Here is a 25,403-nt window from a genome sequence, read left to right on the forward strand (position 1 = left end):
GCCGCCGCAGCGGCCTGGCTACTCCGACGGATAGCCGAGCCGCTGCAAAATCTTCTCCAGCCGCATTACCTGCAAGTCCGTCAGCTCAAATCCGCCTTTGACCGCCAGCACGCGGCGCCGCCAGTACCCGGCGTCCAGCATGTGCAGTGCCGGTTGCCGTGTCGCCCAATCCAGGTGTTCCAGTTCGGCTTCCACCACGTGTGACGCGTTGAAGCGCTGCGCGCGCGGAGCGTTTTTTCGGTCCATTTCGTTCGCTGCCTTGGTGTTCGCTGCTTCTGTTTGCTCCCCTCCCGAGCTGGATGCTGCCCTGTTGCCCGTGCACGGTATGCCGTGCGGTCTGCCCGCCGGTGTGGCCGGCGGATGCTTTTTGTTGTCAGGCGACACTCGGAAAACGACTTGATGCGGGATGGTTTTAACTTTTGTTTTTTTCTGTTGTTCTGTTGTCTGGTTTCTTCGGGTTCTGGATTTGAAGGAACTGGCTGCTGGAGAGTGGTCTGGTCGTTCGGCTGATGCTCGGCTGATGCTCGCGTGGGCTCGCTTTGCGCTATGCTGAACTGTTGGCTTTTCTTCTAACGGAGCACGTTATGACCAAGCAGAAGCAACAGGCATCTCATCCCAAAGAAACTGCCCAGCCCGCCGAGTCCCTCGAAGAGCGGCTCGATGAAGCGCTCGAGGAAAGCTTTCCTGCGAGTGATCCGATCGCCGTTGATGTGGGTGACGCAAAGCGTTCGGCAGGGGACAAGGAATCCTCCTCCGGAGGGAAGAAGCGGCATTAGCCGTGTGGCTTCGCGCGGGCGCTGTTTTTGGTTGGTTTTTTGTTGGTTCTTTGCGCCCGTCGAGGGTTGTTGGCCTTTCCTTGTTGCGCTAGTGGTCTATTAGTGTTGCCCCTGTGCGGGGCGGCACCTACTTTTCTTTGCCTGCCGCAAAGAAAAGTAGGCAAAAGAAAGCGGCTTTACACCGCCAGCTCATAAGCGGGTCCCCCGCGCAGCCACGGTAGTGGTGCATCTGGAATCCGTGCACTCGCACACTCCCCGCTAGTGACAACGCACTCATCAGCTCCCACTCCGCACTGCGTGCGTCGCGGATGGGTATGCCTGGGAAACCACGGGTATGTGATCGTCTGGTGGCAATTGCGGAGATCAGGTGGGTATGTTGATGGTCGCCTGGCGCCAAAGTGCTGCGGAAATGGGGATTGCGGCCCGGCCGCTGAGGGGCTTCGGAAACGCCGTTTGGGCCGGTGGATAGGTGGCCGCGTTGTCAGACGGCTTGCACGGCGTGTACGCCCCGTGCGTCCTGCACATCCAATGAGTCGGGCGGCGCTTTCGCGCCGCCCTCCCATTTTCTGTCTCCCCGTCTCCCGGCTGGCGCGCTTAGTGCGTCGGCAAGCCGGATTCCAGTTGACGCTGCAGTTCGCGAACCTGGCGTTGCGCGGCGCGCAGCTGGTCCTGCGCAGCAGCCTTCTGCTGAGCCAGCGCGGTTGCTTCGGCGCGGGTCTGCGATTGCTGATTCGTCACAATGGTCTGCTGCTGACGTGCGACGTCAAGGTCAGCCTGCAAACGGTTTGCACGGTCCTGCGACAAGGCGATCATGCGCTCCGTGAACGCCTTCTGCGCCTCCAGTTGCGTGCGGCGAATCTCGACATCGGACAGTTGCAGCGTCTGACGTACAAAATCCTTGTAAATCATGTCGGCACGCGCAGCGTCCTGCGTCTTGATGACGCGCCAGAAATTCTTCTGCTGGAACAACGCCACGTAGTACGTCATCTCCTTGCCGTAAAACAGCAAGCTCGCTCCGTAGCTGCCGTTGTACGTCGTGCGCAATTCGCTCAGATCCGAGCCGCGGATCATCTGCTGCAATTCCGCTACATTGCCCGCCGCAGATTGCCTCGCTTCGTCTGGCGTCAATGCGTTCGTCTGCGCCTGTCCAGCCGCTGTATTGGCCGGCAAAGCCGTCGTCGCGCCCGGCTGGGAAACGACGCCAGCGCTCCCCCCACTATCCGGCAAAGCCTGCGCATTCACGCCCTGCACGGCCCCCATCGCGATGTATGCGGCCAGGGCAATCTGCCGTAGTTTCGACTTTCGGTCCATGTAAATCCTGCTTGAACAGTTTTTGTTTTAGTACAACCGTCTCATTATTACTCACTTTCGCGGGTTTCGGGCTCTTCGTCAAAAATTTGGTACTTGCGCATCTTCTCCCACAAAACCTTGCGGCTAATACCCAGGTACAGCGCCGTATCCTGCCGGCGCCAACCGTTTGCATCCAGCGCGGCCAGCACGCGATTACGCTCGGCCATGTCCCATTTGCTGCGATCCACCAGCACCTCGGCGGCGCTCTCGGCCGGCACCGGCTGGCTGGTGCGCGCGAGCGCGAGCAGCCGTTGCAGGCGCGCCGCGTCCCACGCGCCGATCTGGCGCACCGTCACGCCGATCCGCTCGGCCAGGTTGCGCAGTTCGCGCACATTGCCGGGGAAATACGTGTCGGCCACCGCATCGGCGAGCCAGTATGGAAGGTCGGGAAGGCCGGCAAGCCGCTCGCTGCCGACCACCTGCGCGATGAACGCCTTGAAGATCGCAATCTTGTCGACCGCGCCCCGCTCTTCGAGCGACGGAATTTTCAACTCGATCACGGCCAGCCGGTAGTACAGATCGGCGCGGAAAGTGCCGTCCTTGACCAGTTGCGGCAGATGCTTGTTGGTCGCCGCGACCAGCCGGAAATCGAGCTTCACCGGCGTGGCCGAACCGATACGCGTGACCGCGCTGTCTTCGAGCACACGCAACAGCTTGACTTGCTGGTAGAGCGGCAAATCGCCGATTTCGTCGAGAAACAGCGTGCCGCCGTCGGCCTGTTCGAAGTAGCCCTTGTGCGCGACCACCGCGCCCGTGAACGAGCCTTTCGAGTGGCCGAAGAACAGCGATTCGAACAAACCGTCCGGAATCGCACCGCAGTTCACCGCGACGAACGGCCCCTGGCCGTAGCGGGTATGTTTTTCGTGCAGCAGCTGCGCAATGCGCTCCTTGCCGACGCCGGTTTCGCCGTGCACCAGCACGCTCGTGTCGCAATCGGCAAACGTGTCGACTTCGTGCAGCAGCGCCTGCATGCACTCGGAGTTGGCGATCATCGCGTCCGACTCGTGCGTCTTGGCACTGTGCGCGCGCAATTGCAGCACCAGCTTCATCACCATGCCGCGCAATTCGGCACAGGTGAAGTCGAGCGGCAGGATGTGCGAATAGTCGGACGGGTACGTGGCCGGATCGTGGTCGCGCGGCGCGGCGCCGACCCACACGACGGGAATGCCGTGCGCGGCTTGCCAGTCGCGCATGAGCAGCGCGCCGCTGTCGATCACCGAGACGCTGATGATCGCGAGCGACGGCCGCAAGGCAGTCCGTTCAGGCGAGATCGCGATATCGTCCGCGCGGATCACTTCGACATCGAAGCTCGCCATGCAGCGCGCGACCCGGTCGACGATGTCGGCCTTGCCCTCCCAGACGTAGATATCGAGTTCCTCGATTTTGGGGTTGGTTCTCATCTTGTCTTGGTTACGCTAGTTGACCAGTTGCGCGACGCCGCACGTCAGCGACATGTTGTGGACTGTGGCGGTGCCGACTTGTGCGCCCAACAACGCAAGCGTTGGGACGAGGATGTTGTCGAGGCTCGAAAGAATAGGGGTAAGCGCGGTCGCGAGGGCCGTCGCAAGACCGGAGACAATCGGTTGAAGCAATAGGGAGAGATCGATCGCTGCAACGCCGACCTGTAGTGCGCCGGGCTTTGCCAACGCCGTGAGTAGCTGGCCAGTGAAGGTTCCCAATCCAGTACCAAGCTGGTTCGAATTAACCGTCTGGGTAGAGTCAAAGCTTCCGGTAGAACCGTTAAACGGTGGCAAGGTCTGAGCACCGGGCCCGAATGTCAGTGGTCCAATACCGTTGAGAGCCACATTCGCTACCGTGATGTTGGCTCCTAGCACAACGGCATTTACCGATGCTACGTTAACGGTGCCTCCGCACGTTGAATTTGCACCAAGGCACACCGTTGCAACACTTGGTGTAACCCGGATCACCGCGTTGGTGGCGGCCTTCGTGCTTTCACAGTCCACCGAGACCAGATCGGCGACGCCTTTGCCGACTGTCGCCGACACTACGAGCGGCGTGTTCAGTGCGGCGACGGTAACGGACAGGCCCGGAACTCCAATGGACAATGTCGGGAATATCGCCGGTAGCAAGTTCACGCTCAAGTTGACTACCGCCGTGCGCGCCTCCGTGCGCCACGGTGCATTGGCGGCCGTCCCCACAGTGCCCCCCTCGCCTACCGCCAGCACCGGTGGGTTGATGACCTGCAAGGAAATCCCGGCCGCCCCGAGCAGCCCTGCCGTTACGTTGATCACAGGTGCCTTGCCGGTCATTGGGTCCGGACGCTGCGCGATCTGCGCGGCGACCATTACCGCATCGAATGCATTGATCGTGGCGGTCGTCGCGGCATTCGGATTGGCCAGCCCAAGCGCAAGCAAGCCAGGCGCCGAGGGGCCGTTATCCCCAACCGTGATGTTCTGACCACCAGGAACGGCAACGGCCAACGTCTGCAAAATCGCCGCGTTGACGGTGTCTCCGCCCGCCTGTAACGCGGTGACCATCGCGACCATCAGCTGCTGATAAGTCACCGTCGTAGCGAGCAAGCCTTGCATCGTCGACGCGCCTAGCGCCGCCATCAAATCGCCCAGCTTGATATGCGCGGTCGCCAGGCTCTGCGTGTCACCCACGCTGAGCGACACGCTCGTATTCAGCAACCCACCCAGAATCGCATTGAGCAGCGCCGATTGTTGCGTATTGATCGTCGCGATGCCGGTGCCGAGAGAGAACGCATCGATGTTGGATGCGAATGCGGTAGCGGTCGCCTGCACGGTGCGCGACGGCCCAAGGAAGAAATAAGGTACGACCTGAGTCGCCTGCACCTGCACCGCGTTGAGCGGGTTGCCCGTCGTGCCGAAGTAGCTACTGGTGGTCGTATCCCAGCGTCCGCAGGTCGTGCTGAGGGTGGCGCCGGTACCGTTGACGGCGAAACCGTTGGACGTGGCATTCTGCTGCGCGGCCGTGGTCGCCGTCGCGCAGCCGCCGGACGTGCTGATAACCTGGACCGCCGCCATCGCCGCCAGATCCGCGGTGCGCTGCAACTGCCTGCGCACGAAATACACATTGCCAATGTCGATCGCGCCGAGCGCCGCTATCGCGATGCTCAGCCAGATCACCGCCAGAACCGCGATCGCGCCATGCTGGCGGCGTGCGCCGGACAGCGGCGCGCCGCCGCGCCGCGCGCGAAGCAAGCGCGGATGGCGAGCGGCCACGGTAAAGGTCGAACAATTGCTCATGTCAGTTCGTACCGCCGCCAGGGCCGCTGCCACCGGTCGCACTCATCGCGCCACCGGCACCACCGCTACCACCGCTGCCGGAATTCAACGCGGAACCGTAAAGATCGGGAATCTTGCTCTTGAACGATTCCATGTAGCGGCGATAGGCAAGCCCGGCTTCGGCGCCCAGCATAGGGAGCGCCGGTGCAGCCGCCGTGTTGCTGCTTTGCAGGTCGAGCCACGCGCGGGTCGAGTGACCCACCTCGCTCACGCGGACCGGCGGTGCGGTCTCAACCGGCTGAGCGGCGTCGTTCGTCTGCGCAACCGCAGGAGCAATCATTCCCATTGCCATGCCGAAGCACAGCATCGCCGCTGCCCAGCTCCGCTTCGTTATTCCGCTATTCATCTCAACTCCCCTGATTACCTGATCGGTCACGCCACGCCCATCGCGCGCTCACTGCGCGAAACGCTGCAAGACGCGCGGCGCCGGCTCGATACCCTGTGCACTCGCGACCGTGCCGGTGCTGACGACTGATCCCGTCTGCCCGACCTGTTGTTGTGGTTGCGTCTGCGACCCGCGGGACAGCGCGCGCCCCGCCGCGGCCACTTTCGCCGCATCGTTGCGAATCGCCGCACGCACGTCAGGCGTGAACTTCTGCTGGTTCATCACCGCCAGCGCCTGCGCCTGGTCGCCATTGGCGAGCAGATAAAGCACCATGTTGCTGACGACCTTCGGATTGTTCTGATCGAGCTCGGCTGCCTTCATGAGCGGCACGCGCGCGCCATTCACGTCGCCGTTACGCAATCGCGCATAACCGAGATCCGACAGCGTGGCCGCATCGGTCGGCGCGAGCTGCACCGCCTGCTGCAGTTCCTGCGCCGCGTGCGCAAAGTCGCCGGCCGCGCCGGCGATCAGGCCGCGTCCGCGATAGCCGCGCGCGGCGAGCGGCGTCTTCAGCAGTTCACCGTAAGCAGTCGCGGCAGCCTCAGGCTGATCGGTCATGCGCAAAGCGTCCGCGCGCAGCAAAATCGTGTCGGGGCTGACGCCGTACTGCTTTTCGTACGCGTCGATATGCGCAAGCGAAGCGAAGTAAAGCCCCTGCGACTGCATCTGGTCGATCAGGCCAAGGTACATGCCGGGCGTGTCCGGCGCGGGATCCCGATTGGCCTGCTGGGCCATCGCCGCACGCTCGGCCTGCGCGCCAACGCCATAGCCCGTGACGTCTTTGGACGCGCACGCGCCAAGCAGGGACAACATGGCCAACGCCGCAGCGCAGCGCGCGGCGCGTCGCGCGGTCCGTGTGGAACACACCCGGAATTCGAACGGTAGACGGTGAGCCATTGCAAATTCCTTACCGTTGCATCGAGAGTAGTGAATGCTGAACAGCCAGCACGCCCGGGCCGGCTGTGACAATCATCAGCGCGGGTAGCAGCGTGACGATCATCACCCCGGTCATCTTCACGGCGAGGCGGCCAATGCGCTCGCGCAACATCGCCCGGCGTGTTTCGCGCAGACGGTCGCCGAACTGCTTGAGCGGTTCCTGCACGGCGCCACCGTGCCGATCGACCTGCACCAGCAGGCGCACGACGGCGCGCAAATCTTCATTGTCATAACTGGAAGCGAGCCGGTTCAGCGACTGCTCGCGAGTACGACCTGTCGCAAACTGACGCTGTGCGATTTCCAGCTCGCTCGACAGCACCGGCAGCATCGAGCGGAAATCGTTGACCATCACCTGCAGGCTCTGATCGAGCGACAAACCCACGCCCTGCAGCAGGCGCAACAAATCGACCAGCAACGGCAATTCGTCGACCACGCCGGCGCGGCGCTTGCCGGCGCGCCGCCTGAGTAGGATCTTCGGCAGCATGAAGCCCATGACGGCCGAGATGACCACAAGCACGACGAGGCGCGAGCCATCCAGATAATCGTGCGCCAGGGTGCCGGCCAGCGCAGGTAGCACCAGCGCGCCCACGAGCCGCGCCACCAGAAATAGGCCACGCGTGCGCGTATCGATGAAACCGCATTGCTCAAGCAGCCGACGGTCTTCTTCGGCAACGATCTGTCGGCCAAAAGGTGTGTCGAGCCAACGAACTCCGGTGTGCGCGAAGCGCTCGAGCAAGCCTTTGAAACCCTTTGGCTGCACGTTATGCCGGACAACTTTCGCGTCGCCCTGAACGCCCTCAGCGCCGCGTGCAGCCACCGAGACAGCCGCCGCTGCGGTCTGCAACGCGCGTTCGTCGAGCGCGTGCCTCAGCGTGCGTTCGCTGCGCCGCACGGCGGCAACGCGCGCCAGCACCAGCGCGGCAAGCAGTAGCAGCGCGAACGCGGCGAGCGCCAGCGCCAGAGCAACGAGTTGATGGGCTTGCATCGTCATGTCCTCAGCCTTGCGAGGCGATACAACATATAGGCGCCGACCACCTGCAAGCCGAACGCCAGATAGACCAGGAAGCGCCCGGTTGGGTCGAACCACATCGAGGCGAAATAACTCGGATTGGAAAGAATCAGAAAACCGCCAATGCCGATCGGCAGCATCGCCAGCACCCACGACGACAGCCGCGTTTCCGCCGACATCGCCACGAGTTCGCGCTCGGCCTGTTCGAGATCGCGCATGAACGAGGCCATGCGGTCGAGCATCACGTCGGCACGACCGCCGTATTTGACCGACAGCCGCAGCACCGCGCCAACCAGTTCGAGCTCACGCACGCCATAGATCACCGCAACCTGCGAAAGCGCACGATCGATCTCGACGCCGGTGCGCAGCATTCGCGACACGTAGTCCAGGCATTCGCGCAGCGGCGCTTCAGTGCTTTGCAACGCCGCCTGAAACGCGGCAGGTACGCTGTTGCCGAGCGTAATCAGACGCACGATGCCGTCGAGGAACAGCGGCAGTTGCCGCACGATCAGTTGACGGCGCTTGTTCGCGCGCACCGACAGCAGAAAATAAATGAACATCACGCACGCAATCAGCGTCGCGCCGACCGCCAGCAAACCACCCACCAACGCCGCCCAGGTACACAGCAACAACACGATCGTGCAGGTGATCGCGACCGGCCCCTTGGACTGGGCAACGCCCGCGCGAGCCATCGCGTGTTGCAACATGAAGCGAACCCGCGCCTGCAGGTAGCGCCATTGCGCGAGCCAGTCCGCGTCGGCCGGCAGAGCTTGAGGTGCGATCGCGACAGGCGCAGAGCCGGCGCGCGCAGCCGCAGCGCGCGGATTGCCCGCCGACCCGCTCGCGAAGCCACCCGGCATCGCCACCGCCATACGGCTATCGATATAGCGTTCAGTGCTCATCTGGTCTTTGCGTTGCGTGCCACGCTGCCACAACAGCAACGCGAGCGCCGCGCACAGCAGCGCAAGCGCCGCGAAGACCAGTACCGCGCTAGACATTGAAGCCTCCGCCGAAACCGCCACTACCGCCGCCGAAGCCACCACCGCCGAAACCGCCGCCACTGCTGCCAAAGCCCGCGTTGCCGAAGCCGTTCTGCGCTTCGCCGCCGCCCAACGCCTGACGGAAACGCGTCAGCTTCGGCGAGTGCGGATGGATGCCAAGCGAGACCCAGTTATCGAGTTCCTCGCCTTCGGCGGTCGCGATCGCCTCATACCGATATAGCTCCTGCGTCGCGATGATGTTGTCCGACAGACCGGTGACTTCGGTAATCGAAAGAATCCGCCGGCGCCCGTTGGAAAGCCGTCCGATCTGCACGATGAAGTCGATCGCGTTCGCGATCTGCCGGCGCAGGCTCGACTCCGTACCCTGGAAACCCGCGAAACCCGCCAGCATTTCGAGCCGGTACAGGCATTCGCGCGGCGAGCTGGCGTGCACGGTGCCCATCGAGCCGTCGTGGCCGGTGTTCATTGCCTGCAGCATTTCGAGCACCTCACCGCCGCGCACTTCGCCGACGATGATGCGGTCCGGCCGCATCCGCAGGGTATTGCGCAACAGGTCTCGAATGGTCACGACACCCGCGCCGTCGAAGCCGCCCGGACGGCTTTCGAGCCGCACCACGTGCGGGTGATTCAGCGACAGTTCGGCCGTGTCCTCAATCGTCACGACCCGCTCCGGCTCGGGAATGTGAAACGCCAGCGCATTGAGCAGCGAGGTCTTGCCCGAACTCGTGCCGCCGGACACCAGGATGTTGCAGCGCGCGGCGACCGCCGCATCGAGCAGCGCGCCGATTTCCGGGTTGTAGGTGCCGTTCGCGAGCAGATCCTCCGGACGCATCGGATCTTTGCGGAATTTACGGATCGAGACGATCGGCCCGTCGATCGACAGCGGTTCGATCACCACATTCACCCGCCCACCGTTCGGCAGGCGCGCGTCGACCATTGGGTTCGATTCGTCCAGACGCCGTCCGATCGGCGCGAGAATGCGCCGCACGATCCGCAACAAGTGCGCGTTGTCGGCAAAGCGCACCTGAATCCTGGTCAGGATGCCGTGCCGCGACACGTACACGTCGTTGTAGCCGTTGATCAGAATATCCTCGACCGCCGGATCGGCGAGCAGATCCTCGATCGGCCCGAAGCCCGCCAGTTCCTTGGTCAGCGCCTCGGCAATCAGCCTGACTTCGCTCTCGTTGATCGGTATCCGGCGCAGCCGCACGAAACTATCCATCTCCAGATCGACGAACTGGTTGATCGCATTGCGCGACCAGCGGCCGAATTCGGAACCGAGTTCCTCGATCCGCGTGAGCAGATGCTCGTGCGCCGCGTTCTTGATGTCCTGGAACTGCTGGCTATGCGCGAACGAGGGCGCGTCGTCGGCAAATTCGATTTCTTTTGCCATCGTCTATGACCGCTTGTAAGTGGTTGGAATGAAGCGCTTGAGCGCGCCCAGCGCGGATTTGCTGCCTGCTTGCGAGGTTGCGCGCGCCGCGCCGCCGAGTCGTTCGATCAAGGGTTCGAGCGCGCGCACGTAGGGGTCGCGCGCGGCGGCATCGGCCAGCAGATGTCCCTGATTGACCGCCTGCCCAAGCGTGATGCGCCGCTCCGGCAAACTGGCCAGCAACGGAATTTCCAGCCGCTGCGCAATCTGCGCGGCGGCGAGCCCGAGGTCGGCGTCGAACTTGTTGACGATCAGTTGCACATTCGCCGTGTCCACCCCTTCCTCGCGCAACGCGTCGAGCACGCCGACCGCCGATACGATCGAGGCCACACCCTGATCGCACACCAGCCAGGTTTCGTCGGCGGCCTGCACGACGTGAGCGATGAACTCGCTGTTGGTGAAACCGCCGAGATCGACGATCTGTTGATCGAAGAACGCGCGCAGCCGGTTCAGCAAGCCGATCGACGACGAATACGAGACCTCGCGCATATCGGCGAGATTGGGCGGCAACGTGGTGAGCGCGAGACCGCTCGAATGATGGGACAGCGCGGTGTGCACGAAAGTCTGGTCGAAGCGGCGCAGATTGCGCACGGCTTCGACGAAATTGAATTCGCTACGCGTGTTCAGAAGCAACGAGCCGTCACCAGCGGGCAGGCCGAGATCGAGCAAAGCGGCTTGCCGGCCTTGCGCGACGTCGCGCCGCTGCAACATCACGGCGAGGTTCGCGGCCAGCGTGCTGACCCCCATGCCGATGCGCGCGCCCAGTAGCGCGGTGACGTGTCCATGGCGGCTGACCGGTTCGACAAGGTTGTCCAATACCTGGCGTGTAATGCGCAACGCATCTTCGGCCGGAGCGGACACATCGATAAAATCGCGCACGCCGGCACGCAACGCGGCCAGCGCGCTTTCAGGCTCAGCGAGCGATCCGAGCGCGACGATCTGCATGCCGGGATAAGCTGCGCGCACCGCACTCGCCGCAGCGCTCGCCGCGGCGGCACGGCCACCGGAAAAATCGACGAACACCAGCGACGGGTTCAACGCCGCAATGCGCTGCATCAACATCGAGGGATCGAGTGTGGCCGCTTCGACCACGCCAGCTCCCACCAGCGTATCGGCGAGCCAATGCACGTGCGCGTCGGCTAGCGACGCGAACACGAAATAGTCGGTGACCGCCCTTTCAGTCAATGAATGCGTTCTCGCGTTCATGTTGAACATCCTTTTGCGGCATTGGCTGCCAAGCCGCCGCGTCGTACTGCCTGCCAGCCGGCCTACGCTGCTCGCGTGCCTGCTGGCTCACTGCTCCACCGATCCGGCGCGCCGTTCGGGCGCCCGCCGGCTTCACTTCGAAAATCCCGGCGCCGCATCATGCGTCGCCGCCACGCCACCGATCAGCGAGCGCCACACCGGGGCGTTACGCTGTTCGGACTGCTCGCCCGGCGTCGTCGGCAAGGCCGCGCCCTTCGCGAACGGCGACACCAGATGCGGCGTCACGATGATCACCAGCTCCTTCTCGTTCTGCTGGTAATTCAGTTGCTTGAAGAAGGTGCCGATCACCGGCAGGTCGCCGAGCAAAGGCACCTTCGCGACATTCGATGCGGTCTCGCGGTCGATCAGGCCGCCGATCACGAAACTCTCGCCGTCGCCGAGTTCGACCGTAGTGTCGGCACGGCGCGTGGTGAACGCGGGCACCGACACGCCGCTAATCGTCACGGCGTTGGAGAAGTCGAGTTGGCTCGCCTCCGGCGCTACCTTCAACGCAATGCGTTGCGGACTCAATACGGTCGGCGTCAGCGTGAGCCCGACCCCATAGGGCTTGAATTCGATCGAGGTCGAACCGAGTGCCTGCGGAACCGGAATCGGTATCTCGCCACCGGCAAGGAAACTCGCGCTCTGCCCGGATAAGGCCACGAGTGTCGGCTCGGCCAGCACGCGTGCAAGATTGTTGCTCTCCAGCAGGCTCAGGTTCGCGAACAGTCCATGCGTGGCTGAGTTGAAAACCAGGTTGAACGCGGACGAAATCGGCGTCGAACTTGTCATTTGGGGCGCCTGCCCCGCGGTTGCCGAAAGCGAGTTCAGTGCCGACGGTGCAAACGAGCCGAACGTAAAGCCGTTGTTCTGCTTGAAGAAGTTAAAACCCACTTCCTTGAGCACCGAGCGGCTGAACTCGACCACCCGCACATCGACCTGCACCACCGCGCGGCTCGCCACCGACGAGGTGTCGAACACCGCGCCGTCCTTGCCTAGCGAACCTTCCGCAGCGACCACGGCGCGCTGGTGCGCCTCCATCGTCGCGGCCGAGCCCGAGACCACCGCCGTGCTGCCCAGCACCTTGACGGCCGGCGTATCGGGCCCAAGCAGCGAGGCCGCGGCCGGCGTGATGACGTTGACCGTGTAGGTCAGCGGCGCTTCGCGATCACTGGTCCATAACATCAGGTTGGTCGTGCCCGCTGCTTTGCCAACCAGCAGCACGCCGCCACGCTTGTCACCCTTGATAATCAGCACGTCGGCCACCGCAGGGTCACCGATCGCGACACGCTTCAACGTGCGGCCGGGTGCGAGCGACTGCTGCGCGCCGACCTTCAGGTCGATGGTCTGCGAGTACGCAGCTTGCGCCGCGTCGGACATCTGTGAAGATTGCCCCCGCTGCACCACCGGACCCGCCGCATCAGTCGCAGCCGACAGGCCGAGCAAGGCCAACCCGAGCCACGCCGCTTTTCCGAAAACAAAATTCCGTTCTGTCATGTAGTTTTGGACGCGTCCGGCCGCCCGCTCCCTGAAACTGCTTACCAGGCGACCGTCTCGGCGCGCCCACCCCGTATCACTTCGATACCGCTCTTTGTACTATTGGTGTTACCCGCAACCCGCGTCGGCGGCAGCGGTATATGCGGCAGCGCCGGCCGTACACCCGCGCCTGCCGAATTGCCGCTTCCCGACAAGGCATCCAGCGACACGCCCGCCGCGGCGCGAGTCGAATCCTGCAGCGGCGCGCTTGCGCCGGCCACCGCTGCCGTTTTCAACACGGTGGGATAGGCCGGCAACGCATTCTGATCGACTACTTCGGCATCCTTGGGATTGCGCAACGCGAAGATCAAACGGCCAGCGCTTTCCGCGAGCGTCAGGCGGTCCACGTCGGCGACCGGCACGGCCAGCACCGCGGTGCGCACCATGCCGTTCGGGTCACCCGGGTTGTCACTGCTTGTGGTCGCATTGCCGAACGCGAGCACGCGCACTTTCGACATCAGCAAGCGCGCCTGAGTACGATCTATTTCACCGCCGTTGCCAATAGCGCCGTCGCGCTTGAGCGTGAAAAACACATCGACAAAATTACCGGGCCGCAATCGGTTGCCGACCGCATTGCCTTCGTCGACCCTCACCGCCAACGCCCGCTCGCCCGGCTCGACACGCTCCGCGAGCCCAGACGACAGTTGGGTTTCAAGCACCGGCGAGTCCGCACCGATTTCCGCGTTCGGCACGCGGCCGGCCAGTTGCGCCGGGTCGGTAAAGGCCCCGTTCGGATTGATCGGCAGCGACTGCACACGCAGTTCGTCGACGGTAATCGGCTTGCCTGCGGGCAGCGCGTGGGTCGCCACCACCACCGGGAAGCTCGCCTGCACTGCAGGAGTCACGGCAACGGGCGCCGGGCGGCGCGACAGCATCCACGCGAACAGCCCGAGCAGCAACGCGGCTGCGATCAGCACCCCTGCAAGAATTTTTGTCAGATTCGGCATGACGACTCACTGCTACGGTTAAACAATGCCGCGGCGGGCAAGCGTTCGCACCCGCATGGACGAACATAAAAGCTGGGAGCCGGCGCGTACGTCACTGAATGTTCTCCGGGTTGAGTTGTACCGTGGCGCTGCTCGACAGGGAGGTGGGTAACGTCACATTCATTAGTGGCAGGCTCGGCACAAGTGGACTGGACTGATAGTCGTAAGCCAGCACGACATTCACGCACTGCATGGTGTTATTGGGACCGCAGGGCGCCGACGAAGACGTGCAACGCGCGGACTGCACCAGTGATGCAATCACCAGCTTTGCCGCGGCACAAGCGGCGTTGCCGCGATTAACAAGCGCGGTTTGCATCGACGTATTAGCCTGCCAGTTCAGCGCCGCGCGCGCGCCTTCTTCCGCTGCAAGCGTCAGGTTCTGCTGCGCGACGAAGATCAGACTGAAGGTAACAATCGCGTACAGAATGATGAAGAACAGCGGGAACAGCATCGCGAATTCGATTGCGGTGGCGCCCCGTTGTGCGCGCAGGCGGCACACCTGGGTGCGCGTGAGGGGCACGCTCGCCGACTGGGTAGCTGGCGATTTCACCGAAGCCCCCCGGCCAACCCTTGCAGCACAAGCCATACACTGGCGGCTGCCGTGAGACATGCGGCATACGGCGTCGAAGGCTTCCCGGCCAACTCGAAAGTTACGCCGTGAGACCGGAGCAGACCGGCGAGTCGCGTGCGGGTCGTGATCAATAACCAGAGCGCATGCACGGCCGCCGCGAAACTGGCCGCCATCCATAAACCGAGCAATGCATGCATGCCGCACCACGCACCGAGAACGGCGAACACCTTGACGTCGGCCGCGCCCATGACACCGAACGCGAAAAACGGCAACAACGCGGCCAAACCGACCACCACTCCAATACCTGCCTGAGTGAGCGAAACGCCAAATGGCCCGCATTGAAGAAACGCGCAGCCGAATGCCGCCACCAAACCGGCGACGACAACTGAATTGGAAATACGCCGACTGCGGCAGTCACTTACAGCGACTACCGCAGCCCAGGCAATAAATAACAAAATACCGACAGAGACATTCATTTGACACTCGACAGGCGAAGCAACGCCATGCGAATTGCAATGCAATTCGCATAAGCCAATTGGCGATGCATGAAGAAACGCCTGCGAAGCGAACGAACAAAAACCGCCGACTACCCCGCGGGACGTTTACAGAATGCCTTTTACGCTGCTGGAGCGGTCGCGATCTTGGTCGCGACGTTAGTCAGCACGGTCGAAAGATTCGTGCCGATGTTTGTTACCGCCGTGACAATGACGAGTACAACCAACCCCGCGATAAGCCCATACTCGATGGCCGTTACGCCCTTGTTATCTCTCAGGAAGCGTTGTGTGAACTTTTTCATTTTTACCCTCGGACTTTCATTTATTTCGTTTGTTTACGTGCTGCTTCGGATGACGGAGTCTTGCGCGCTACGGACCATTGGTCTCTCATTCCTGGCCCTGCTTGTTGCGCCGCAGAAGCACCGCCTTGCAGCCGGCTTCAATAAAACAGATGTCTGGTAGCTGTCTGTTCGATTACGCACCTCCCTCGTCAATCCTTGATGCTTTCGGGTTTTATAGCCGAACAATCATATTTAAGCAATTGTCCGCTGCCCTTAGCCCCACACCATATGCGTTTTGGTGTCGTACTCAGGTTAACGGCAGTTCGTGCGTTGCAGCACATAGGAATAACCATGAGTTAGATTCGCTGCACTAATTATTTGTTTGAACAGAACGTTTCAAGCGCAAGAAACCCTCGCGCTGCGCTTGCGTTACGCCGTGTTTCGTAACGGCGCGCGCGGCTCGTTACGTTACGCAGCCCCCGCAAACGTTTAGCGGATTGATATTCGCACGCTATATCCGAGTTAGCGGGCACTCCATCAATTCCTCGCAAAGCCATATCAGATATGGCTTCACGCCCTTCAGTAAAAAAATATCCTGCATTACTCAGTCGAAATGGCACGGCTCATGCAGAGATAGGCACGCAGCAACACCCAATAACACATGCGATGCGAGGGCGACATGAACATTCAAACGGCCAACACTACAGTACGAACAACCCTGATTGCGGCCAGCGTGGCTGCGATGCTTTCTCTTGGCGCTTGCGGGGGCTCCGGAACCCTTAGTTCCGGTACCGGCAGCAACAGCACCGGCAGCGGTTCCGCCGGCGGCACCCTGTCCACCACCAGCGGCACCGGGGGCACCAGCGGCAGCGGCTCGATGGGCTCGGGCGGTTCCGGCTCCACCTCCGGCAGCGCCAATTCGGGAAGCAGCTCGGGTACGGACAGCGGAACGGGAACAGGCACAACCCCGGTCGCGAATGCGCTCGGCACAGTCATCGGCAATTCCAGCGGCGTGGTCAGCGATGTCGGCGCGACGGTCTCGAGCATCGGCACCGTGATCGGCTCGCAAAACCTGCCCGGCGTCAGCTCGCAAACCACCCAGGCCGCCGGCGGCATCGTGCAGCAAGTCGGTTCGGCAGTATCGACGCTCGGCAACGGCGTATCCCAAGGACTCGGCCAACTCGGCAGCGGCGGTAACGCGGTCGGCACAACGGTCTCGAGCCTCGGTGGTGTGGTCGGTCATGTCGGCGGCGCCGTGACGGACGCGGGCAACCTCGTGACGAGTCTCGGCAGCGGCCCGCTCGCGCCGTTGGCAGCGGTCACCACCCCGCTCGGCGGTGTCGTCGATACGCTCGGCGGTGCCGTGACCAACGCAGGCAGCACGCTCACCACCGCACTCTCGACAGGTCCGGTTCAGCAGATCACGCAAACGCTCAGCACCGCGATCACCCCGATTACCTCGATGGTCGCAGCGACCACGCAGACTGTCGGCAACACGACGGGCCTCGGCGCACCGCTGAACGGCCTGCTCTCGACACTCGGCGGTGGCCTCGGCAAGGCCGGCACGCTGATCGGCACAACCGGCGGCAATCCGATCACAGCCGCTCTTGGCCATACGGTCACCGATACGGGCACCACGGTCGCATCGTTGGGCGGTCTGCTCACCGGCGGCACCAGCGGCAATCCGCTCGCTCCGCTCACCAGCGTGCTCGGCGGCTTGACCGGCGGCTCCAGCAGCGGCCCGCTCGCTCCGCTCACCAGCGTACTCGGCGGCTTGACCGGCGGCTCCGGCTCCAGCAGCAGCCCACTCGCTCCGCTCACCAGCGTACTCGGCGGCTTGACCGGCGGCTCCGGCTCCAGCAGCAGCCCGCTCGCTCCGGTTACCGGCTTGCTCGGCAGCGTGACGGGCAGCCTTGGCGGCGCCTCGAGCGGCAGCAGCCCGCTGGCACCTGTTACCGGTCTGCTCTCGAGCGTGACCAACGGCCTGAGCAGCGCGACCGGTGGCAGCAGCAGCCCGCTTGCCCCGGTTACCGGCCTGCTCTCGAGCGTGACCGGTGCGCTCGGCGGCGTCACCACCGCAGCCGCCACGCCGGCCGCGACGACCAGCACCACCTCGACCGCCTCGAGCCCCGGTCTCTCGCTGTCGAGCACCAGCGGCAAGGGGTCGTCGGCCAGCAACCCGCTCGCCCCGGTGACGTCGCTCCTCGGCGGCCTGCTCGGCGGTCTGGGTGGGAAGAAGTAAGCCATGCGGTCGCAGCCGTCGAAAGAAGCGCGGTCACCAGTACCCGGAGTGCGGCCCGCCCGCTGTACTCCGGCTCTGCCGGAACCTGGCTGAATTGAGCCGCGCCGCTCAAACACCCGTTACACCGGCGCACGGAAACAACGCACACGACATCCAGAAGACACTGAGACACTGAGGAGCACACATGTCCACCCAACGTTTTTTTTCTCTCCATGCGGCAGGCGCGACCGTGTCGTCGTTGCGCGCACCGTTGATCGTCGTAGCGGTCACAGGCTTGCTCGCCGCATGTGGCGGCAATGGCGTCACTGTGCCATCGAGCGCGTCCGGCAGCGGTAGTGCCGGCGGCGGCGGTACGACCAGCGGCGGCCCGCCCACCACCTCGACGTCGAGCACCAACGGCGTTGCCACCGCCGCGGCAAAGACCACCAGCGACCTCGGCAACACGATCGCCTCGCAGACCATTCCGGGCCTCAGCCCGCAAGTCACGCAAGGTCTCGGCAACGCAGTCTCGAGTACCAGCACCACGCTGAATTCGCTCGCCAATGCGGTGAGCGACGGCGTCGGGCAAATCGGCGTGACCTCCAATCCGGTCGGCACCACGGTCGCCGGACTCGGCTCGGTGGTCAGCTCGACGAGCGGTGTCGTGCAGGGTCTGAGCACGACGGTCGGTGGCCTCGGCACCGGCAATCTCGCGCCGCTGTCGCCGCTCACGACGCCGTTGGCAGGCGTGCTTTCCACCACCGCCGGCGCGCTGAACGCGGGTGGCGCGACGCTCGGCAATACGCTGGCCTCGGTGCCGGTGCAACAGATCACCCAGCCGCTTAGCACCGCCATCACGCCGATCGTGCAGACCGCCGGGCTCGTGACGCAGGCGGTCGGCACGCAGACCGGCCTCGGCGCGCCGGTCGGTGGCCTGCTTGCGCAAATCGGCGGCGCGGTGAGTTCGGCCGGCACGCAAGTCGGCGCGACGACGAAGAATCCGCTCGGCGCCGATGTCGGCAATCTGGTCAGCTCGCTCGGCAACACGGTGACGAACGCCGGCGGCCTCGTCAATCCGAACGGCCCGAATGGCGCGAATCCGATTCCCGGCTTGATTACGAGCCTCGTTGGCAGCACCAACGTCGCCGTCGTCAATGGGCCGCCCGCCAACGGCAGCCCGTTCGGCCCGCTGCAAAACACGCTCGCGAGTCTCGGGCTCGGCAACAACCCGCTCGGCTCGGTCTCGACCCTGCTCGGCGGCACACCGCTGGCAGGCCTGAGCTCGGCACTGGGCGGCACGCCCCTGAGCGCGCTGACCTCGGGAACGGGCGGCTCGCCGCTCGGTTCGCTGACCTCTCTACTGGGCGGCACGCCTTTGAGTTCGCTGACTTCGACGTTGGGCGGATTGGGTGGGTTGGGCGGCACGGGTAGCGCATCGAATCCGCTGTCGTCGCTGACCGGCGCGCTCTCCGGCGTGACCAGCAGCACCTCGGGCAGCAGCGGCGGCCCGCTCGCCCCCGTAACCGCCCTCGTCGGCCAGTTGACCGGCGCGCTCAGTTCGGCGGCAGGCTCGACGAGCAGTTCGGGCAACTCGAGCAGCGCAACAGGCGGCTTGACGACCCTGCTCGGCGGCCTGGTGCCGGTGAGCCATAAGTAGTCCGCATAAGTTGCCGATCGATGCCGCGTGCATAGGACGTCGTTTCTGACGCCCCGTTACACAGTGCGCATGGCAACTCGCCTTATCACGTGCTCCGCGCTTGCGCAGATGATGCTCAAGCCCAACGGAGCACGTGACGTAATACATGCAAGCATGGCAGTATGCGTCGAGCCACACATAAGCGATCGCGACCAGCCCGGCCAGGCGGCGCGTCCGCAAGACAAGAACGGCATACGAGGAAAATCCGATGAAACTCGGGTACGGTAGTAAATGGACCCTTCTGCTCGCCGCGCTTGCGGCAAGCGCGATGCAGGTAGACGCACAAGCGCAGTCACGCCCGGCTGGCCCGACAGTCGGCGGCAACCCACTCGATTCGCTGCCGCAGATCAAGGCACCCGACAAGGGCCCGAACGTGACCATGCAGGTTGCACCGCAAGCCCCGCAACTTCAGGAACTGCTGGCCCGCCATCTGACGCCCTCCAAAATTCAGGTCGAGGGCGTGAAATCCATTCCGTTCGATGAAGTCGCGCAACGCTTCACGCCGCTCGTCGGCAAGGACACCACGATTGGCGATCTGATTCAGGTCGCCAATGGCGTCACCAAGCTGTATCAGGATCGCGGCTACGCGCTCTCGTTCGCGTTCATTCCCGCGCAGACCTTCGAGGGCGGCGTGGTACGCGTGACGGTGGTGGAAGGCTATGTCTCCACGGTCAAGGTGACAGGCAAGGCGGGGGCGGTGGAAGACAAGATCCGTGCGATCGCGGATCACATCGTCGCCGACCGGCCGCTCAGGCGCGCCACCTTCGAGCGTTACGTCAATGTGCTGGGCCTGCTGCCCGGCGTGAAGGTCGCGGCCAACGTGCCGCCGCCGCAAAATACCGACGGCGCCACGACGCTCGAACTGAATGTCGATCGCAAACCGTTCGACGTCAGCACCGGCATCGACTTCAACCACCCCGGCGTGCAAGGCTTGCTGACCGCCACCGAGAATGGCCTCACCGCGCTTGGCGAACAACTGAGCGTGTCGGCCTTGCTGCCGAAGGGCCGTGACAACGTCACCTATCTCGCCGCCCACGCCACGGTGCCGATCGGCAGCAACGGCTTGATCGGAAAGATCGACGCAACGCACTATCGCGGCAATCCGGTGGACAACCCGGGCCTGCCCTCCTATATCCAGCGCACGGTCATCAACGACAAGATCGGCGGCTCGCTGGCCTACCCGATCCTGCTGAACAACAAGCAAAGCGTGATCGGCACGGCCTCCGTCTACGCGTCGCACGACGAGGACAGGTACAACAACCAGCAGACCGGCGCGCAGATCGGCTTTCGCTCGCAGGTGCGGGTGTTGCAACTGCAGGCCGATTACGTGAACGTGGAAACCGGCCAGGTACGGCGCGCGAGCGTCACGGTGGCAAAGGCGTTCGACATTCTCGGGGCATCGAAATCCGGCGACACGAACGTGCCCGGCACTACCGTCACGAATCCGGCGTCGATTAACTTCGTGCGGACCGGCGCAAGCTTTTCGCAAACCAACGAGTGGCCTTTGAAGATCGGCACCGCGGTTTCGTTGACCGGCCAATACAGCGCCGTCTCGCTGCCGACGTCGGAACAGATCTCGTTCGGCGCGCAACGCTTCGCGCAGGGTTATCAACCGGGTGAAGCATCGGGCGATTCGGGCTGGGGCGCGATGTTCGAAGTCAACCGGGGGTTTACACCGGGCTTCACCTATCTGCGCACCTTCACGCCCTACGTGTCGTTCGACATGGCTCGCGTCTACCTGCACGCGGGAACGCCGTCGCCGTCGAGGCTGTCGTCGATTGCATTCGGATTCCGGATCTCGGACGCGAAGTATTACAGCCTGGACCTGTCGGTAGCCAAGGCAATCGGCGACGCGCCGGTGGAGAGCACGTCACGCAGCCCACGCATCAACGCGACGTTCTCGTATCAGTTGAACTGAGGCCCGACAGTGCCGCGTCCTGATTAGAGGTTCCACTATCAAAAGGCGCGCGCACTTTCACGCGCACTTCACGTATTCTGCGCTGGTGATATGCAGCCTGCGGCATTCGAGCCGCGAGCCGCAGAACGATGTAGCCGAAGCTGAACCTGAGGGCCATGCCGGATACACCAGGCATCACGGCGACTGGAAGTTGAAAACCGCCCGAGATGTCCGAGATGTTAATAACGCCGCGCGACCATGATCGCGCCGTCTTTAATCAAGGAGGAAGACAACCATGCAATTCACTCAACACGCGCGCACGATCGCGCTTCGCACAGCCAAACATGCCGCCCTCGCCGGCGTGCTTCTCGTCAGCGCCATCACGGCGATGGCACAAACCGATTCGCCGGTCGGCACATGGCAGACCATCGACGATCACACCGGCCAACCGAAAGCACTCGTGCAGATTACGCAGGACAGCAACGGCTCGCTGAACGGCAAGGTGATCAAGGGACTCAATGCGAACGATCAACCGGATCGCCGCTGCACCGAATGCACGGATGCACGCAAGGACCAGTTGATTCTCGGCATGACGATCATCAACGATATGAAAAAGGACGGCGACGGTTGGGATAACGGGCAGATTCTCGACCCGGAAAACGGCAAGGTCTACAAGTGCAAGATGCACCTGGAAGATGGTGGGAACAAGCTGGTGGTGCGTGGCTACATTGGCGTTTCGCTGCTGGGCCGCTCGCAAACCTGGATTCGTCAGCAATAGTGAGCGAGTGGTTCAGGCGACGGCGCCTGCGACGGGATTGAAATACGGCGCGAAGTTAATGCGCTATCAGGGCGACTACCGCAGTCCTGATAGCGCCACAAGAAACGGCCAGCGATTGCGATCGTCTGGCCGTTTCTTGTTTGAGCCTGGCTGACTGGCGTCGTCATGCAGCATGCTTGAAGGGAGACGCATACGCGAACGGTGAAGACGGCAACGGTTTGACCGCAACCGAGCCGTACGCCGAAGGTGCTGCGGCCGCGACCTTCTCCGCGTCGACGCTCTTCTGTTCCGCGCTCACATGCTTGCGCATGCGCGCTTCCATCAGGTTGCAGAGCTCTTCGCTTCCGGCGCCAAACAACTGATCCATCACGCGCTTGAGCACGCCGGATTCGTACCACGCCTTGAAGCGGCGATGACAGGTCTGATACGACGGATATTTGCGCGGCATGGCGGACCAGGTCGCGCCGCTGTACATCACCCACAATACGCCGTTGAGCACCGAGCGGGTGTTGGCAAGCGGCCGGCCACGCAGTTCGGAGCGCGGACGCAATTCAGGGAGCAACGGTGCAACGCGTTGCCATTCTTCGTCATTGATATCGCGGTACGGATTCATGGTTACTCCTTTGTCAAAACCATGACAAAGAAGATATCCAGTCGTCCGCAGGCGGAATATAAGACCAATCCGAATCTTGAAAATACGCCTTCTTACATCGCCTGTTCGGCGAGCGGATCGTGATCTATCGCAAAAGCATTTGCGCCCGCGTCATGCGACGGCTCAGGTCAGCGACGTATCGACGATCCGGCGCGGGGCGTCGAGATACTCTTTCGATTGCATTTCAATAATGCGCGACACCGTCCGCGTGAATTCGTTAGCCATCGGACCGTCGACGTACAACTGCTCGGGCGGCACCGCGGCCGACATCAGCAGCTTGACCTTGTGGTCGTAGAACACGTCGATCAGCCAGGTGAAGCGGCGCGCCTCCGAGGCCATGCGCACCGACATCTGCGGCACGCCGGACAGGATCACCGCGTGAAACCGGCTCGCCAGTTCCAGGTAATCGTTCTGCGAACGCGGACCGCCGCACAATGTCGCGAAATCGAACCACACGACGCCGTCGGCGCGGCGCAGCGCCTTCAGCTCGCGCTTTTCGATGCGCAGGATAGGGCTCTCGTCCGGAACCGCTGCAAGGCGCGAAAACGCGTCGCGCAACGCTTTGTCGGACGCCGCACCAAGCGGCGTGTGATACACCTCGACCTGAGCCAGCGTGCGCTTGCGGTAGTCGATGCCCGCGTCGACATTGATCACGTCGAGCTTCGACTTGATCAGCTCGATGGCCGGCAGCATGCGGTCGCGATGCAGTCCGTCCGGATACAACGTGTCCGGATCGTAATTGGACGTCATCACGAACTGCACCCCGTTCTCGAATAGCTTGTCGAGCAGACGGTAGAGAATCATCGCGTCGGCAATATCCGAGACGTGGAACTCGTCGAAACAGATCAGCCGGTAACGCTTGGCGATACGACGCGCGAGTTCGTCGAGCGGATCGGCCGTGCCTTTCAGTTCTTCCAGTTCGCGATGGACCTCGCGCATGAACTCGTGGAAATGCAGGCGCGTTTTGCGCTGTACCGGCACGACCATGTAGAAGCTGTCCATCAGGAAGCTTTTGCCCCGCCCTACGCCGCCCCACATGTACACGCCACGCGGCAGATCCGGGTGGATGATCAGCTTCTTGAACGCGTTCGAGCGGCGCGACTTGTATTCGACCCACTCTTCATAGCACCGCTGCAGACGGTCGACCGCCGCACGTTGCGCCGGGTCCGATTGATAACCCCGCGTCTGCAGTTCTTTCTCGTAGTATTCGGTGACGTTCATTGTGTTGCTGCAAAAAGAAAGGCGGGAGGGAGTGAACCCGCCCGCCTTCGTGGTGATACCAGAGTTGCGTTCAGTCAGGCGTGCGCGTGATTACATGTTCAGCGCGCGCTTGTCCACGGCGAGTGCCGCTTCGCGCATGACTTCCGACAGCGACGGGTGCGGATGGCAAATACGGCCGATGTCTTCCGAGGCCGCCTTGAATTCCATCGCCACCACGGCTTCCGCGATCAGGTCCGATGCGTTCGCCGAGATGATATGCACGCCGAGCAGTTCGTCGGTCTTCGCGTCTGCGATCATCTTGACGAAACCATCCGCCTTGTTGATGCCCAGCGCGCGGCCGTTCGCCATGAACGGGAACTGGCCCGTCTTGATCTCGCGGCCTTCGGCCTTCAGTTGCTGCTCCGTCTTGCCGACCCACGCGATTTCCGGTTCGGTGTAGATCACCCATGGAATGCAGTTGTAGTCGATATGCGGCTTCTGACCGTCGATGATTTCAGCGACCAGCACGCCTTCATCTTCAGCCTTGTGCGCGAGCATCGGGCCACGCACCACGTCGCCGATTGCGTACACGTTCGGCACAGCCGTCGCGCAGTGGTCGTCGACGTCGATGAAGCCGCGCTCGTTTGCCTTCAGGCCGATCGCTTCGAGACCGAGGTTGTCGGTGTTCGGCACGCGGCCGATCGACACGATCAGGCGGTCGGCTTCGAGCGTTTGCGCGTTGCCGTCCTTGTCCGTGTAATTGATCGTGACGCTCTTGTCGGTGGTCTTGATTTCGCCGACCTTCACGCCGACGTGAATATCCAGACCTTGCTTCTTGAACTGCTTGGCGGCTTCCTTGGCGAGCGCCTGGTCGGCCGCACCGAGGAATTCCGGCAGCGCTTCGAGCACGGTCACATCCGCGCCGAGACGGCGCCACACCGAACCGAGCTCCAGACCGATCACGCCCGCGCCGATCACGGCGAGCTTCTTCGGCACGGAGTCGAACGTCAGTGCGCCTTCGTTGTCGGCGACGATCTTGTTGTCGACCGGAACGTTCGGCAGATGGCGCGCCTTCGAGCCCGTTGCGATGATGACGTTCTTCGCCGTCACGACTTCGGTCTCGCCTTCGCCGCTGACTTCGATCTGCACGCCGGCGTCCGTCTTGCCGGTGAACTTGCCATGGCCCTTGAGCCACGTGATCTTGTTCTTGCGGAACAGGAATTCGATACCCTTGGTCATCTTCTCGACGATGCCTTCCTTGCGGGCCAGCATCTTCGCGATATCGACCTGCACGTTTTCCACGCTGATACCGTGGTCGGCGAGGTGATGCGATGCATTTTCAAATTCTTCCGACGACGCGAGCAGCGCCTTCGACGGAATGCAACCCACGTTCAGGCACGTGCCGCCGAGCTTCAGCGCGCCGGCCGGGTTCTTCCATTTTTCGATACATGCAACCGTCTTACCGAGTTGTGCGGCGCGGATTGCAGCGATGTAGCCGCCGGGGCCGGCGCCGATCACGACGACGTCAAATTCTTTGGACATGACAATCCTTTGGATGGCGGAACGGCGCGCGGCCACGCTTCGTAGCGCGCGTCGTTCCTGTACTGCGGAATGCGAAAGACGTGGTGCTTGCCTGGTTCTTATATGGAGCCGGCTTGCGCGATGACAAGCCGGCTCCGGAGAAGCCA

General features: G+C 63.0%; 23 protein-coding genes. 5 read left to right on the top strand and 18 right to left on the bottom strand.

Going from position 1 to position 25,403, the window contains the following annotated elements:
- Positions 1-18 precede the first annotated feature (18 nt).
- Positions 19-246, bottom strand: a complete 228-nt coding sequence (locus AC57B6_RS35410; protein WP_028198016.1) for a hypothetical protein — start codon at positions 244-246, stop codon at positions 19-21.
- A gap of 338 nt (positions 247-584) precedes the next feature.
- Between AC57B6_RS35410 and AC57B6_RS35415 the strand changes: the two genes are divergently transcribed.
- Positions 585-776, top strand: a complete 192-nt coding sequence (locus tag AC57B6_RS35415; RefSeq protein ID WP_028198015.1) for a hypothetical protein — start codon at positions 585-587, stop codon at positions 774-776.
- Positions 777-1,370: 594 nt separating this feature from the next.
- On the opposite strand, the gene AC57B6_RS35420 is transcribed toward AC57B6_RS35415, so the two are convergent.
- The 14 genes from AC57B6_RS35420 to AC57B6_RS35485 all read right to left on the bottom strand — a co-directional run bounded on the left by AC57B6_RS35420 (position 1,371) and on the right by AC57B6_RS35485 (position 15,292).
- The gene (locus tag AC57B6_RS35420) at positions 1,371-2,087 is read right to left on the bottom strand and encodes a DUF2968 domain-containing protein (protein ID WP_496423066.1); all 717 of its coding nucleotides are present in this window, start codon (positions 2,085-2,087) and stop codon (positions 1,371-1,373) included.
- 47 nt (positions 2,088-2,134) lie between these two features.
- Complete coding sequence (locus AC57B6_RS35425) at positions 2,135-3,526, bottom strand: sigma 54-interacting transcriptional regulator (protein WP_028199708.1); 1,392 nt, start codon at positions 3,524-3,526, stop codon at positions 2,135-2,137.
- Positions 3,527-3,541: 15 nt separating this feature from the next.
- A complete protein-coding gene (locus AC57B6_RS35430) occupies positions 3,542-5,356 on the bottom strand; it encodes a TadG family pilus assembly protein (protein ID WP_042276753.1) in 1,815 nt (604 codons plus the stop codon).
- Between the two features lies 1 nt (position 5,357).
- Positions 5,358-5,741, bottom strand: a complete 384-nt coding sequence (locus tag AC57B6_RS35435) for a DUF3613 domain-containing protein (RefSeq protein WP_144195182.1) — start codon at positions 5,739-5,741, stop codon at positions 5,358-5,360.
- A 48-nt stretch (positions 5,742-5,789) separates the two neighbouring features.
- The gene (locus tag AC57B6_RS35440; RefSeq protein ID WP_046569756.1) at positions 5,790-6,677 is read right to left on the bottom strand and encodes a tetratricopeptide repeat protein; all 888 of its coding nucleotides are present in this window, start codon (positions 6,675-6,677) and stop codon (positions 5,790-5,792) included.
- A gap of 10 nt (positions 6,678-6,687) precedes the next feature.
- Positions 6,688-7,701: a type II secretion system F family protein gene (locus tag AC57B6_RS35445; RefSeq protein WP_496423154.1), complete on the bottom strand. Its 1,014-nt coding sequence runs from the start codon at positions 7,699-7,701 to the stop codon at positions 6,688-6,690.
- Between the two features lie 2 nt (positions 7,702-7,703).
- On the bottom strand, positions 7,704-8,723 hold the full coding sequence (locus tag AC57B6_RS35450; RefSeq protein WP_496423067.1) for a type II secretion system F family protein: 1,020 nt from the start codon (positions 8,721-8,723) through the stop codon (positions 7,704-7,706).
- The gene (locus AC57B6_RS35455) at positions 8,716-10,119 is read right to left on the bottom strand and encodes a TadA family conjugal transfer-associated ATPase (RefSeq protein ID WP_028199713.1); all 1,404 of its coding nucleotides are present in this window, start codon (positions 10,117-10,119) and stop codon (positions 8,716-8,718) included. Before AC57B6_RS35455 ends, AC57B6_RS35450 begins: the two co-directional genes overlap by 8 nt.
- A gap of 3 nt (positions 10,120-10,122) precedes the next feature.
- On the bottom strand, positions 10,123-11,364 hold the full coding sequence (locus AC57B6_RS35460) for a fimbrial protein (RefSeq protein WP_028199714.1): 1,242 nt from the start codon (positions 11,362-11,364) through the stop codon (positions 10,123-10,125).
- Between the two features lie 132 nt (positions 11,365-11,496).
- Positions 11,497-12,783 (bottom strand): type II and III secretion system protein family protein, encoded by a 1,287-nt coding sequence (locus AC57B6_RS35465; protein ID WP_042276802.1) that lies wholly within the window; start codon positions 12,781-12,783, stop codon positions 11,497-11,499.
- Positions 12,784-12,941: 158 nt separating this feature from the next.
- Positions 12,942-13,886 carry a Flp pilus assembly protein CpaB gene (gene cpaB, locus AC57B6_RS35470; RefSeq protein ID WP_028199716.1) on the bottom strand — a complete coding sequence of 315 codons (945 nt, stop codon included), beginning with the start codon at positions 13,884-13,886 and terminating at the stop codon, positions 12,942-12,944.
- Positions 13,887-13,977: 91 nt separating this feature from the next.
- Entirely contained in the window at positions 13,978-14,475 is a 498-nt protein-coding gene (locus AC57B6_RS35475) for a TadE/TadG family type IV pilus assembly protein (protein WP_311732981.1), read from the bottom strand.
- A complete protein-coding gene (locus tag AC57B6_RS35480; RefSeq protein ID WP_046569759.1) occupies positions 14,472-14,972 on the bottom strand; it encodes an A24 family peptidase in 501 nt (166 codons plus the stop codon). The genes AC57B6_RS35475 and AC57B6_RS35480 overlap by 4 nt, the downstream gene beginning before the upstream one ends.
- Positions 14,973-15,112: 140 nt before the next feature.
- Positions 15,113-15,292, bottom strand: a complete 180-nt coding sequence (locus AC57B6_RS35485; protein ID WP_046569763.1) for a Flp family type IVb pilin — start codon at positions 15,290-15,292, stop codon at positions 15,113-15,115.
- A 658-nt stretch (positions 15,293-15,950) separates the two neighbouring features.
- Between AC57B6_RS35485 and AC57B6_RS35490 the strand changes: the two genes are divergently transcribed.
- The 4 genes from AC57B6_RS35490 to AC57B6_RS35505 all read left to right on the top strand — a co-directional run bounded on the left by AC57B6_RS35490 (position 15,951) and on the right by AC57B6_RS35505 (position 21,863).
- Complete coding sequence (locus tag AC57B6_RS35490; RefSeq protein WP_496423068.1) at positions 15,951-17,513, top strand: collagen-like triple helix repeat-containing protein; 1,563 nt, start codon at positions 15,951-15,953, stop codon at positions 17,511-17,513.
- A gap of 184 nt (positions 17,514-17,697) precedes the next feature.
- Positions 17,698-19,149, top strand: coding sequence for a collagen-like triple helix repeat-containing protein (locus AC57B6_RS35495; RefSeq protein WP_496423069.1), 1,452 nt, complete (start codon positions 17,698-17,700; stop codon positions 19,147-19,149).
- Positions 19,150-19,396: 247 nt separating this feature from the next.
- Entirely contained in the window at positions 19,397-21,106 is a 1,710-nt protein-coding gene (locus AC57B6_RS35500; RefSeq protein ID WP_028199722.1) for a ShlB/FhaC/HecB family hemolysin secretion/activation protein, read from the top strand.
- A gap of 274 nt (positions 21,107-21,380) precedes the next feature.
- Positions 21,381-21,863: a DUF2147 domain-containing protein gene (locus AC57B6_RS35505; RefSeq protein WP_028199723.1), complete on the top strand. Its 483-nt coding sequence runs from the start codon at positions 21,381-21,383 to the stop codon at positions 21,861-21,863.
- 163 nt (positions 21,864-22,026) lie between these two features.
- On the opposite strand, the gene AC57B6_RS35510 is transcribed toward AC57B6_RS35505, so the two are convergent.
- The 3 genes from AC57B6_RS35510 to lpdA form a co-directional block, all read right to left on the bottom strand.
- Entirely contained in the window at positions 22,027-22,476 is a 450-nt protein-coding gene (locus AC57B6_RS35510; RefSeq protein ID WP_028199724.1) for a transposase, read from the bottom strand.
- 162 nt (positions 22,477-22,638) lie between these two features.
- Positions 22,639-23,736 carry a cell division protein ZapE gene (zapE, locus tag AC57B6_RS35515; RefSeq protein ID WP_028199725.1) on the bottom strand — a complete coding sequence of 366 codons (1,098 nt, stop codon included), beginning with the start codon at positions 23,734-23,736 and terminating at the stop codon, positions 22,639-22,641.
- 90 nt (positions 23,737-23,826) lie between these two features.
- Complete coding sequence (gene lpdA, locus AC57B6_RS35520) at positions 23,827-25,257, bottom strand: dihydrolipoyl dehydrogenase (RefSeq protein WP_030102705.1); 1,431 nt, start codon at positions 25,255-25,257, stop codon at positions 23,827-23,829.
- Positions 25,258-25,403: the final 146 nt, after the last annotated feature.

It is taken from the genome of Paraburkholderia sp. BGA-UO-ETr-F12, from assembly GCF_059567945.1.

Excerpts from the sequence above, each read along its gene's own strand:
- AC57B6_RS35435 (WP_144195182.1), bottom strand. The coding sequence starts at position 5,741 with ATGAATAGCGGAATAACGAAGCGGAGCTGGGCAGCGGCGATGCTGTGC.
- AC57B6_RS35425 (WP_028199708.1), bottom strand. The coding sequence starts at position 3,526 with ATGAGAACCAACCCCAAAATCGAGGAACTCGATATCTACGTCTGGGAG.
- AC57B6_RS35460 (WP_028199714.1), bottom strand. The coding sequence starts at position 11,364 with ATGAACGCGAGAACGCATTCATTGACTGAAAGGGCGGTCACCGACTAT.
- AC57B6_RS35490 (WP_496423068.1), top strand. The coding sequence starts at position 15,951 with ATGAACATTCAAACGGCCAACACTACAGTACGAACAACCCTGATTGCG.
- zapE (WP_028199725.1), bottom strand. The coding sequence starts at position 23,736 with ATGAACGTCACCGAATACTACGAGAAAGAACTGCAGACGCGGGGTTAT.
- AC57B6_RS35415 (WP_028198015.1), top strand. The coding sequence starts at position 585 with ATGACCAAGCAGAAGCAACAGGCATCTCATCCCAAAGAAACTGCCCAG.
- AC57B6_RS35455 (WP_028199713.1), bottom strand. The coding sequence starts at position 10,119 with ATGGCAAAAGAAATCGAATTTGCCGACGACGCGCCCTCGTTCGCGCAT.
- AC57B6_RS35440 (WP_046569756.1), bottom strand. The coding sequence starts at position 6,677 with ATGGCTCACCGTCTACCGTTCGAATTCCGGGTGTGTTCCACACGGACC.
- cpaB (WP_028199716.1), bottom strand. The coding sequence starts at position 13,886 with ATGCCGAATCTGACAAAAATTCTTGCAGGGGTGCTGATCGCAGCCGCG.
- AC57B6_RS35480 (WP_046569759.1), bottom strand. The coding sequence starts at position 14,972 with ATGAATGTCTCTGTCGGTATTTTGTTATTTATTGCCTGGGCTGCGGTA.
- AC57B6_RS35485 (WP_046569763.1), bottom strand. The coding sequence starts at position 15,292 with ATGAAAAAGTTCACACAACGCTTCCTGAGAGATAACAAGGGCGTAACG.
- AC57B6_RS35420 (WP_496423066.1), bottom strand. The coding sequence starts at position 2,087 with ATGGACCGAAAGTCGAAACTACGGCAGATTGCCCTGGCCGCATACATC.
- AC57B6_RS35445 (WP_496423154.1), bottom strand. The coding sequence starts at position 7,701 with ATGCAAGCCCATCAACTCGTTGCTCTGGCGCTGGCGCTCGCCGCGTTC.
- AC57B6_RS35510 (WP_028199724.1), bottom strand. The coding sequence starts at position 22,476 with ATGAATCCGTACCGCGATATCAATGACGAAGAATGGCAACGCGTTGCA.
- AC57B6_RS35430 (WP_042276753.1), bottom strand. The coding sequence starts at position 5,356 with ATGAGCAATTGTTCGACCTTTACCGTGGCCGCTCGCCATCCGCGCTTG.
- AC57B6_RS35465 (WP_042276802.1), bottom strand. The coding sequence starts at position 12,783 with ATGTCCGACGCGGCGCAAGCTGCGTACTCGCAGACCATCGACCTGAAG.
- AC57B6_RS35450 (WP_496423067.1), bottom strand. The coding sequence starts at position 8,723 with ATGTCTAGCGCGGTACTGGTCTTCGCGGCGCTTGCGCTGCTGTGCGCG.
- AC57B6_RS35505 (WP_028199723.1), top strand. The coding sequence starts at position 21,381 with ATGCAATTCACTCAACACGCGCGCACGATCGCGCTTCGCACAGCCAAA.
- AC57B6_RS35495 (WP_496423069.1), top strand. The coding sequence starts at position 17,698 with ATGTCCACCCAACGTTTTTTTTCTCTCCATGCGGCAGGCGCGACCGTG.
- AC57B6_RS35500 (WP_028199722.1), top strand. The coding sequence starts at position 19,397 with ATGAAACTCGGGTACGGTAGTAAATGGACCCTTCTGCTCGCCGCGCTT.
- AC57B6_RS35410 (WP_028198016.1), bottom strand. The coding sequence starts at position 246 with ATGGACCGAAAAAACGCTCCGCGCGCGCAGCGCTTCAACGCGTCACAC.
- lpdA (WP_030102705.1), bottom strand. The coding sequence starts at position 25,257 with ATGTCCAAAGAATTTGACGTCGTCGTGATCGGCGCCGGCCCCGGCGGC.